This window comes from Kitasatospora sp. NPDC051914 (assembly GCF_040680995.1).
Lineage (GTDB): Bacteria > Actinomycetota > Actinomycetes > Streptomycetales > Streptomycetaceae > Kitasatospora.
The window spans coordinates 1-10,178 of sequence record NZ_JBFAXX010000120.1 but is presented as its reverse complement, the minus strand read 5'-3'; the positions used below and the strand labels follow the sequence as shown (position 1 = coordinate 10,178).

Here is a 10,178-nt window from a genome sequence, read left to right as displayed (position 1 = left end):
GGCGGCCCAGTCGGCGGCCGCCAGACTGGCTTCGGAACCGTCGACGCCGACGGTGACCGGCAGTTCCATGGTGATCGTCTCCTCTCGACCCCCCTCGGTTGCGGGTCAGCCGCCCCAGGTCCAGTCGGCGACCTCGGGCAGGTCGGTGCCGTGCCCGCGGATCCAGGCGTGATGGCGGGTGCGCCGGTCCGTCATCTCCTGGCGGACGGCGGCGGCGCGGACGGCGAGGCCGGGCACGCGGTCGATGACGTCCATGACGAGGCGGTACCGGTCGATGTCGTTGCGCACCACCATGTCGAACGGCGTGGTGGTGGTGCCGGACTCCTTGTAGCCGCGCACGTGCAGGTGGGGGTGGACGGCCCTGCGGTAGGCGAGGCGGTGGATCAGCCAGGGGTAGCCGTGGTAGGCGAAGACCACCGGCCTGTCGCGGGTGAACAGGGCGTCGAACTCGTGGTCGGGCATGCCGTGCGGGTGTTCCCCGGCGGGCATCAGGCGGGCCAGGTCCACCACGTTGACCACCCGCAGTGACAGGTCGGGCAGGTGGCGGCGGATCAGGTCGGCCGCGGCCAGGACCTCCAGGGTGGGGACGTCGCCGGCGCAGGCGAGGACCACATCGGGCTCGCCGCCGTACTCGGTGCCGGCCCATTCCCAGATGCCGGCGCCGCGGGCGCAGTGGGCGCGGGCCTCCTCCAGCGCGAGCCAGTCGAAGCAGGGCTGCTTGCCGGCGACGACGACGTTGACATAGTCGCGGCTGCGCAGGACGTGGTCGGCGACCGCGAGCAGGGTGTTGGCGTCCGGCGGGAAGTAGACGCGTACGACCTCGGGGCTCTTGTTGAGGACGTGGTCGACGAAGCCGGGGTCCTGGTGGGAGAAGCCGTTGTGGTCCTGGCGCCAGACGTGCGAGGTGAGCAGGTAGTTGAGCGAGGCGATCGGTGCGCGCCACGGAATCCGGCGGGTGGTGCGCAGCCACTTGATGTGCTGGTTGACCATGGAGTCGACGATGTGGACGAATGCCTCGTAGCAGGAGAACAGGCCGTGGCGGCCGGTGAGCAGGTAGCCCTCCAGCCAGCCCTGGCAGGTGTGTTCGGAGAGGATCTCCATGACCCGGCCGTCGTGGGCGAGGTGCTCGTCGACGGACAGGGTGTCGGCCTGCCAGGCCTTGCTGGTGGCGGTGTAGACGGCCTGGAGGCGGTTGGAGGCGGTCTCGTCGGGACCGACCAGGCGGAAGTCGCGGCGTTCGGCGGTGTCGGCCATCAGGTCGGCGAGCAGGTCGGCGAGGATCCGGGTGGGTTCGTGCAGGCTGCTGCCGGGCTTGTCGACGGGCACGGCATAACGCTCCAGCGCCCGGATCGGCAGATCGCGCAGCAGTAGACCGCCGTTGGCGTGCGGGTTCGCGCCCAGGCGGCGGGTGCCCTCGGGAACGCAGGCGAGGACCTGGTCGGTGGGCCGGCCGTGCTCGTCGAAAAGCTCCTCGGGGTGGTAGGAGCGCAGCCAGGCCTCCAGCTTCGCGAGGTGCTCGGGGTTGTCGCGGACCCGGTCGAGCGGCACCTGGTGGGCCCGCCAGGTGCCCTCCACCGGCACGCCGTCCACCTCGGCCGGGCCGGTCCAGCCCTTCGGGGTGCGCAGCACGATCATCGGCCAGTGTGGGCGACGGGTGCTGCCGTCGGTACGGGCCTCGTACTGGATCGCGGCGATCCGGTCGAGGGCGGTGTCCACGGCCTCGGCCATCGCCCGGTGGACGGCTGTCGGGTCGTCTCCGGTGACGTACAGCGGGAGGTGGCCGTAGCCGCGCAGGAGGGCGTCGAGTTCGGCCCCGGGCAGTCGGGCGAGCACGGCCGGGTTGGCGATCTTGTAGCCATTGACGTGCAGGATCGGCAGCACGGCTCCGTCGTGCACCGGGTCGAGGTACTTGTTCCCGTGCCAGGAGGCGGCCAGCGGGCCGGTCTCCGCTTCCCCGTCGCCGATCACGCAGGCCACCAGCAGTCCGGGGTTGTCCAGAGCTGCACCGTAGGCGTGGGAGAGCGCATAGCCGAGCTCGCCGCCCTCGTGAACGGAGCCGGGCGTCTCGGGGGCGACGTGGCTGGGCACGCCGCCGGGGAAGGAGAACTGCCGGAAGAGCCTCGCCATGCCCTCGGCGTCCCGGGTGACGTTGCGGTAGGTGTCGGTGTAGCTGCCCTCCAGCCAGGAGTTGGCCAGGACCGCCGGCCCGCCGTGCCCGGGCCCCCACACGCAGATCGCGTCCAGCTCGCGGGACTTCACCGCGCGGTTGAGGTGGGTGTGCACCAGGTTCAGTCCGGGCGAGGTGCCCCAGTGCCCCAGCAGGCGCGGCTTGATGTGCTCGGGGCGCAGCGGCTCGCGCAGCAGTGGATTGGCCATCAGGTAGATCTGGCCCACCGCCAGGTAGTTGGCGGCCCGCCAGTGGGCGTCGAGTGCCCCCAGCTCCCGCTCCGTCAACGTACCGGGCACCGGCTCCGGGGTAGCGGACATGTCTGCGGTCTCCTCCGCATCGGCGTCGGCGCCCGCCGGCGGCGGGCCCGCATCCATCGTCACCCTGTGCGGCCGTCCGGACACAGGGCCGGTGGGGGCACGATCCCCGGTCTCCGGGAGGGACCTGCGGCCCTGGGGAGGGGACTTCGGGTCCCTGCCCGGGGCTGCTCCCGGGCGCCGGAGGGTGGACAGCGCCTGCCGACGGGTGCAGGCGGACTCCACGAGACCGGGGCAGGGCGTGATCGACAGCGGGCGCACCACGAAGGCGTACCTGGTCGGCGGCGGGATAGCCGCTCTGGCAGCGAACTGCTCGGCAACACGCTCGCCGGATGGCGGAAGAAGTACCCCGACGTGGTCGTCATCGAGAACTGCCGGATCGGCAGCGGTTCCTCCGCGGTCGTGGACGTCTCCGCCGGCGCCGGTGTTCGTCCGGCACGCACGAAGGTGGCGGCTCCGCGACGCCGGTGACCCAGGACGTCCCGGTGACGGCGGCACCGGGACCGGTCGGAGCCGGTCCCGGTGGTGCACGGCCCCGGCCCGGCGTCTGTCGCGAGGCCGCGGGAACGGTCCGGCCGGCCGCGCCCGCAGGGCGGGGACGTGCGGGGAACCGGGGACGGCCCCCACGCCGTCCCCGGTTCCGCGTTCCGTCCCGGCCGGCCCCCCACGGCCGCCGGGCAGGACCCGTGTCCCTACGACACGGGAGTGATCAGGCCGTAGTGGCCGTCGTAGCGGTGGTAGAGCACGTTGCCGCGGCCGGTCGCGGCGTCGGTGAAGAACACGAACGGCAGGCCGCCGAGGTCGAGCCGCGTGACGGCTTCGGCGACGGTGAGTTCCGGCGCGCCGACGGTGCTCGTCGGCAGGCCCGGCACCGGCTCGGCCTGCAGGCGGGTCGTGGCCAGCCGGTACCCGCCGTCGGCGGTGTCCCGGTGGACCACGCTGTCGGAACCGGTCGTGGCATCGGTGAACAGGTGGAAGTCGTAGTCCATCGCCTCCAGTTCGAGCACCGCCTCCCAGGCGGTCTGCCTCGCCAGGCTGTAGGACTTGTGCCGCACGATCCGCCGGTCCTCGCTGTGGCGCTCGTGGCGCTGCGGACGGTGCCCGCGCCCGGTGCGGTCGCCCCCGGCGTCCGGGGCCGTCCCGTGGTGGCGGTGGTGGTCCCGATGGCGGCGGACGCGGGCGATCCTGGCGTTCAGCCGGTCCTGGAGCAGGTCGATCGCCTCCTGCATGGTGCCGGCCGCCACGTGGGCCCGCACCGGCCTGCCGTTGACGTCGACCACGGCCTGGGCGACGGAGGGCTCGGTCACCGCGCGATTGGGCGCCTGGGTGAGCTTCACCCGGGCGGCGAGGACGGGCTCGTCCAGCCGCTCCAGCACGGCGAGCAGCTTCGTGCGGGCGTAGTCGGGCGCGGCCAGGGTGACCGCTCCGCGGGTCTCCACCAGGACGTCGGGGGCGGGCCGGGTCTGCAGACGGTTCATCGGAGTTCCTTTCCTGGTGGGTTCAGACTGCCGTGCGGGATGCCGCCGGGCCGAGGGCCGAAGGTCCCGCCGGCCGTGACGTCCGTCCCGTGTCACCCGTCGACGGCAGCGGGCGAACGGTGGTACCGGTGGTGCCGAGCAGTGCGCCGAGGGCGTCGTCCAGCGGGCCGATCACGGCGAGGCGGCCGGTCCGTTCGGCGAAGGCGGCCGCGGCCTCGGCCTTGGGGCGCATGGAGCCCTCGGGCAGGTCGAGTGCGCGCAGTTCGCCGGGTGTGGCCGTGGTGAGCGGACCGGGCCGGGCGGTGCCGAAGCGGGTGAACACATGGGTGACGTCGGTGAGGATCAGCAGGGCGTCGGCGTCGAGCCGTTCGGCGAGCAGGGCGGCGGTGAGGTCCTTGTCGACCACCGCCTCGACGCCGCGCACCCGTCCGCTCTCCGGATCACGGGTGACCGGCACACCGCCGCCGCCGGCGGCGACGACCACGATTCCGGCGGTCAGCAGGACACGGATCGCGGGCAGTTCGGTGATCGACCCGGGTCGGGGCGAGGGAACGGTGCGGCGCATGCGGGCACCGTCCCTGGCGGTGGTCCAGCCGCGTTCGATCTCCATCAGCCTGGCCTGGCGGTCGGTCAGCGGGCCGCCGATGAACTTGCTCGGCCGGCGGAACGCCGGGTCGTGCGGATCGACCTCGGTGTGGGTGAGCAGTGCGGTGACGGTCCGCCCCGGCAGGCGGGCCGTCAGCTCGCGGACGAGCAGGGTGCCGATCATGCCCTGGGTCTCGGCGCCGACGACGTCCAGCGGGTAGGGCGCGGTCAGTGCCGGATCGGTCTCGCTCTCGGCGGTGAGCAGGCCGACCTGCGGTCCGTTGCCATGGGTGATCACCACCTCGTGCCCGGCGAGGACGAGTTCGGCCAGTGACCGGGCTGCCTCGCGGACGTGGTGCTGCTGGACGGCGGCGTCGGGGTGTTCCCCCCGCCGGAGCAGGGCGTTTCCGCCGAGGGCGGCGACGATGCGCACGGTCAGTCCCTCCCGAGGGTGGCGACGAGAACGGCCTTGATGGTGTGCATCCGGTTCTCGGCCTGCTCGAAGACCAGTGAGGCGGACGACTCGAAGACCTCGTCGGTGACTTCGAGGCCGTCCGGGCCGTGCTGCTCGGCGAGTTCGGCGCCGAGGTCGGTGCGGCGGTCGTGCAGGGCGGGCAGGCAGTGCAGGAAGGCGGTGTCCGGGTTACCGGTCGCGGCCATGGCCGCGGCGTTGACCTGGTACGGCAGCAGCAGGTCGATCCGCTCCTTCCACCGGCTGTGGTCCTCGCCCATCGAGACCCAGACGTCGGTGTACAGGTAGTCCGCGCCGCGCACGGCCTCGTCGACCTCGTCGGTGAGGGTGAGCCGGGCACCGCTGTCCCGGCCGCGCAGCAGACACTCCTGCACCAGGGACGGATCCGGCCACAGCTCGCGCGGCGCGGCGACGCGCACGTCCATCCCGAGCAGACTGCCCATCGCCATCAGCGAGTTGGCGGTGTTGTTGCGCGCGTCGCCCAGGTAGCAGAAGGAGATCCGCTCCGGCGGCCTGCCGCTGTGCTCGCGCATGGTGAAGACGTCGCACAGGCTCTGGGTGGGATGGCACTCGTCGGTCAGGCCGTTGTACACGGGGACGCCGGCGTGCGCGGCGAGTCCGTCGACGGTGGCCTGGGCGAAGCCGCGGTACTCGATGCCGTCGTACATCCGGCCGAGCACACGGGCGGTGTCGGCGACGGATTCCTTGTGGCCGATGTGGGAACTGTCCGGGCCGAGGTAGGTGGTGGTGGCGCCCTGGTCGGCCGCGGCGACCTCGAAGGCGCAGCGAGTGCGGGTGGAGTTCTTCTCGAAGATGAGCGCGAGGCGGCGGCCGGTCAGCCGCGGGACCTCGGTGCCGGCCCGCTTGGCGGCCTTCAGCTCGGCGGCGAGGTCGAGCAGGTGGTGGATCTCGGCCGCGGTGAAATCGAACTCGCTCAGGTAGTGACGGCCGTGCAGGTTGACGGTCATGGCGGATTCCTCCTTCCGTGCTTGTCAGTCGACGGGATCGCGCTGGATCGGGCAGCTCATGCAGCGCGGGCCGCCGCGACCGCGGCCGAGCTCGGAGCCGGCGACGGTGACGATCTCGATGCCCTGCTTGCGCAGGTAGGTGTTGGTGGTGGTGTTGCGCTCGTAGCCGACGACCACGCCGGGTTCGAGGGCGAGGAAGTTGCTGCCGTCGTCCCACTGCTCGCGCTCGGCGGCCCGTACGTCCTGCTCGGCGGAGAGGAGGCGGACCTTGTCCACGCCGAGGGACTCGGCGAGGGAGGCCGCCAGATCCGGGTCGGGGGCGACGTCGAACCCGCTCGGCCGCTCGGCGGCGGGGGTGAGGGTCCACGAGCGCAGCCGGTGGGCCAGGCCGGGGTGGACGGCGAAGGTGTCCCGGTCGATCATCGTCAGAACGGTGTCGAGGTGCATGAACGCCCGGCTCTCCGGCAGCCGCACGGCGATCAGCCGGTGTGCGGCGCCGAACAGGAAGAGGTTCTGGGCCAGCTGCTCGACCGCCTGGGCGGTGGTGCGTTCACCCATGCCGACCATGACCACACCGGGGGCGATGACGTGGACGTCGCCTCCCTCCAGACTCAGCCCGGGGCCGGTTGCGGTGCCGTCCAGCAGCGGCGGCGCGGTCTCGGCGAACAGCGGGTGGAAGCGGTAGATCGCGGCCGTGTGCAGGCTCTCCCTGCGGCGGGCGGTCCTGGCCATCGGGTTGATGCTGTAGCGGGACCCGATCCAGCAGGAGTTGTCCCGCGGGAAGAGGTGGTTGGGCAGCGGGGGAAGGGCGAAGTCCTGCTCGCCCAGCGTGTTCCAGAGCAGGCTGTGGGGCCTGCGGATCGGCAGGTCGTTCTTGAGGACGCCGCCGATCAGGTACTCGGCGAGCGCCGCCCCGTCGAGCTGCTCGCACAACTCCCGCACCGGTTCCACCAGGGCCGGTCCGACGGCGGCCGGAGTGACGACCTGGCCGAGCAGCCAGGCGCGGGCGGGCGCCAGGTCGAGGGTCTGGGCGAGCAGCTCGGCGTAGTGGTGGACGCGCACGCCGTGGTCGCGCAGCACCTGGGCGAAGGCGTCGTGCTCCTCGCGGGCCCGCTTGGCCCACAGGATGTCGTCGAAGAGCAGCTCGTCGACGTTGCGCGGGGTGAGTCGGGAGAGTTCCAGACCGGGGCGGTGCAGGATCACCTGGCGCAGCCGGCCGGCTTCCGAGTCGACACGCAGAGCGGACATGTCGGTGTGCTCCTTGGTTCTCAGTGCTGGTGGCGCGGCATCAGCGCGCGACGGAGGATGGTCGGCAGGCCCACCGGGCGTGCGCTGCGGGCCGCGGCGGGCAGCGGCTCACCGGGTCCTGCCTGCCCGGCCCCGGTGGGCGGGGTTCCGGTGAGCGGGGTTCCGGCGGAGGCAGCCGTTCCGGCTGCACGGGCGTGCGGGCGCTTCAGCCAGATGTAGACGGGAATGCCGAGCAGGATGGTGAACAGGCCGTAGTAGACGGTCTGGTAGCCGCTGCCCTGGATGGACCAGTAGGAGAACGCCAGGGCCGCGACGGTGACGGTGGTGTCCCTGACGAGGCGGCGCCGGTCGAGCTCCGCGCGGCCGTGCTGCACCAGCCAGAGCAGCTGGGCGGCGGTCGCGACCAGGTACGGGACGACTGCGGTGAGCACGCTCAGCAGCACGATCCCGGTGAAGACCTGGGTGAAGCGGGTGTAGCTGACCACGGTGAGCAGCGAGGCGAGGACGGTGGCCGAGACGATGCCGAAAGCCGGCACGTCGGCGCGCCCGCGGACCTTGGTGAAGGCGGTCGGGAAGAGCCCGTCCCGGGCGGCGGCCATCGGCATCTCGGCGCAGATCAGGGTCCATCCGTTGAGTGCGCCGATGCCGGAGACGATCGCGGCCGCCGCGACCAGGTCACCGGCCCAGTGGCCGCCCGCGACGATGTTCACCGCGTCCGTGAACGGCGCCGTGGAGGAGCCGAGTCGGGCGTGCGGCACGGTGCCGAAGACGGCCAGGGTGCCCAGCAGGTAGATCGCGGCGCACGCCAGCGTGCCGTACACCGTGGCGCGCGGGACGTTGCGCTCGGGATCGCGGACCCGTCCGGCGGCCACGGAGGCGGTTTCCAGGCCGATGTAGCTGAAGAGCGCGATCGCCCCTGCCGCCGACACCGCCCCGAGCGCCGACGTCCCGCTCGCGTTGAAGGCACCGAAGTTCCCGGACTTCACGAACAGCAGGCCGACCGTGCCCATGAAGGCCAGCGGAACGAACTTCAGCACCGTGGTGGCGACCTGGAACGCGCCGACGGCCCGTGCGCCCGTCAGGTTGACGATGGCCGGCACCCACAGGCCCGCCAGCGCGATGGCGATCGAACCCCCGGTGTGGTGTCCCTTGTTGACGAACACCTCGACATAGCCGACCCAGGCCACCGCGATGGCCGCGTTCCCGGCCCAGGCGGTGATCCAGTACGACCACGCGGTGAGGAACCCGGCGAACTCGCCGAACGCCTCCCGGGCGTAGACGTACGGTCCGCCGCTTCCCGGCACCCGCTCGGACAGCCGGCCGAAGGTCACCGCCAGTGCCAGTGCGCCGATCGTCACCAGGACGAACGCCACCAGGGCGATCGGCCCGTACGGGGCGAGCGCGGACGGCAGGGCGAACACGCCGGTACCGATGACGCTGCCGACCACCAGTGCGGTCGCGGCCGGCAGGCCGAAGCCGCCGGCCCTGCCGGACGGATCGTCATCCGTCGTTGTCTGCGGGGCCTCTCCGCGGCCGTGTACGGACATCACGCGCTCCTTTGCGGTGTGCTCGGGGAGCCGTCGGGCACCGGTGTGCCCGTGACTCACGGTGAAGATCCTCGGAGAGCGGCCGGGTGCCTTCCCAGGGACCGACGGCCCTGTCCTCCCCGCCGGCAGTCCCGTCGCCGTGCCCCGATGGTCCCGCCCGGGCGGTCCGGCTGTCGGGCCGTCACCGGACCGGACATGCCGACCCGCGGGGAACCGGGGGCGGCCAGGGACCACCGGTCCTCCGGTCGGCCCGGTCGGTCCCTGTGCCTGCCCGGGCCGTCGCCCGCAGTGTTCTTCTCGTACGAGACCCGCAGGAGCCCCGGCCCTGCACCGCCCGGTTGCCGGAAGGCGGCGGGCGGCGGTCCGCTCCCGACCGTGCACCCCAGTCCGCAAAGGAGTTCCCGATGGCCGGCACACACGGCACCCGATCGTGGCAGCGCCACCTGCGTCGAGCCCTCGGCACCGAGCACAACGCCCTGGCCCGGGCCGCGGACCGCTCCCGCAGCCGCTCGCTCGTCCTCGCCGTGCTCGCGGTCGTCCTGGCCGCACTGCTCGGCGCCGCGGCCGCCCGGGCCTGCCTCGTCTCGGCCGAGCGGCGGGCCGCCGCGGCGGCACCCCACCTGCACCGCATCGAGGCGGTCCTGGTCACACCGACCCGGAACACCGCCGGCACCGCCGATGCCGTGGCCGGCCGCTACCGTGCCGCCGCGGAGTGGACCTACCCCTCCGGGCAGCACAACACCGGCACCGTGCAGCTGAGCCGGCCGACCCCGACCGGTGCCACGACGGCCGTCTGGGTGGGCGACTCCGGGCAGCTCGCCGCCGCGCCGCGCAGCACCGCAGACCTCGTCTCCGACGCGGTCTGCCTCGGCCTGTTCGTCTTCGGCTGCCTGCTCGTCCTCACCGCCTGCACCCTCGGTCTCCGGCTGGCCGGGCTGGACCGCCGGGCGGACGCGGCCTGGCAGCACGCCTGGGCCGAGCTCGAACCCGTCTGGAGCGGACGGGCCGCCCGCAAGCCCGGCAACGGCGAGGCCCGCCGCGGCTGAACCGAACACCACCCGGGAGCGCCGAAAACCGGACCTGCCCGAGAGCAGGGCACCACAACAGCCCCCGGCCGGAGCCGGTCTGTCGACACCTCGGCCGATCCGGTGCCGACGGGCACCCCCGACCACCGCACGGTCGCCGCTGGGAGAACGGGCCGCCCGGCCCTATTGTGCCTGTGGAGTACACGGCAGAACTGCTGACGGTTTTGCCCGCCCCCGGCACGGGGGCGGGTCGAGAAGTACGGAGAAGCGATGGCGGACGGCGCAGCGGCCCGGGCGGTCGACCCGATCAAGGTGTTCCTGCTGGACGACCACGAGGTGGTACGGCGGGGCGTGCACGACCTGCTGGACGC

The 10,178-nt window shown here is 72.8% G+C and carries 7 protein-coding genes and 1 pseudogene; 2 read left to right on the top strand and 6 right to left on the bottom strand.

Going from position 1 to position 10,178, the window contains the following annotated elements; genetic code table 11:
- Nucleotides 1–105: 105 nt before the first annotated feature.
- The 6 genes from AB0M03_RS38475 to AB0M03_RS38450 all read right to left on the bottom strand — a co-directional run bounded on the left by AB0M03_RS38475 (nt 106) and on the right by AB0M03_RS38450 (nt 8,782).
- Nucleotides 106–2,487 (bottom strand): phosphoketolase family protein, encoded by a 2,382-nt coding sequence (locus tag AB0M03_RS38475; protein ID WP_363501084.1) that lies wholly within the window; start codon nt 2,485–2,487, stop codon nt 106–108.
- Between the two features lie 689 nt (nt 2,488–3,176).
- Nucleotides 3,177–3,962 carry an HPF/RaiA family ribosome-associated protein gene (locus AB0M03_RS38470; RefSeq protein WP_363501081.1) on the bottom strand — a complete coding sequence of 262 codons (786 nt, stop codon included), beginning with the start codon at nt 3,960–3,962 and terminating at the stop codon, nt 3,177–3,179.
- A 22-nt stretch (nt 3,963–3,984) separates the two neighbouring features.
- The gene (locus AB0M03_RS38465; RefSeq protein WP_363501078.1) at nt 3,985–4,980 is read right to left on the bottom strand and encodes a carbamate kinase; all 996 of its coding nucleotides are present in this window, start codon (nt 4,978–4,980) and stop codon (nt 3,985–3,987) included.
- 2 nt (nt 4,981–4,982) lie between these two features.
- The gene (gene argF, locus AB0M03_RS38460; RefSeq protein ID WP_363501075.1) at nt 4,983–5,987 is read right to left on the bottom strand and encodes an ornithine carbamoyltransferase; all 1,005 of its coding nucleotides are present in this window, start codon (nt 5,985–5,987) and stop codon (nt 4,983–4,985) included.
- A 24-nt stretch (nt 5,988–6,011) separates the two neighbouring features.
- Nucleotides 6,012–7,235, bottom strand: coding sequence for an arginine deiminase (locus tag AB0M03_RS38455; protein WP_363501072.1), 1,224 nt, complete (start codon nt 7,233–7,235; stop codon nt 6,012–6,014).
- Between the two features lie 20 nt (nt 7,236–7,255).
- Nucleotides 7,256–8,782, bottom strand: a complete 1,527-nt coding sequence (locus AB0M03_RS38450; protein WP_363501069.1) for an amino acid permease — start codon at nt 8,780–8,782, stop codon at nt 7,256–7,258.
- Nucleotides 8,783–9,186: 404 nt separating this feature from the next.
- Here AB0M03_RS38450 and AB0M03_RS38445 point away from each other — a divergent pair, with 404 nt between their 5' ends.
- Both AB0M03_RS38445 and AB0M03_RS38440 read left to right on the top strand, forming a co-directional pair.
- The gene (locus AB0M03_RS38445) at nt 9,187–9,828 is read left to right on the top strand and encodes a hypothetical protein (protein ID WP_363501066.1); all 642 of its coding nucleotides are present in this window, start codon (nt 9,187–9,189) and stop codon (nt 9,826–9,828) included.
- 249 nt (nt 9,829–10,077) lie between these two features.
- Nucleotides 10,078–10,178, top strand: a pseudogene (locus AB0M03_RS38440) (DNA-binding response regulator); the annotation flags it as partial.

Bases quoted from the DNA above. Each gene is read 5' to 3' on its own strand.
- AB0M03_RS38475 (WP_363501084.1), bottom strand. From the start codon at position 2,487: ATGTCCGCTACCCCGGAGCCGGTGCCCGGTACGTTGACGGAGCGGGAG.
- AB0M03_RS38470 (WP_363501081.1), bottom strand. From the start codon at position 3,962: ATGAACCGTCTGCAGACCCGGCCCGCCCCCGACGTCCTGGTGGAGACC.
- argF (WP_363501075.1), bottom strand. From the start codon at position 5,987: ATGACCGTCAACCTGCACGGCCGTCACTACCTGAGCGAGTTCGATTTC.
- AB0M03_RS38455 (WP_363501072.1), bottom strand. From the start codon at position 7,235: ATGTCCGCTCTGCGTGTCGACTCGGAAGCCGGCCGGCTGCGCCAGGTG.
- AB0M03_RS38450 (WP_363501069.1), bottom strand. From the start codon at position 8,782: ATGTCCGTACACGGCCGCGGAGAGGCCCCGCAGACAACGACGGATGAC.
- AB0M03_RS38445 (WP_363501066.1), top strand. From the start codon at position 9,187: ATGGCCGGCACACACGGCACCCGATCGTGGCAGCGCCACCTGCGTCGA.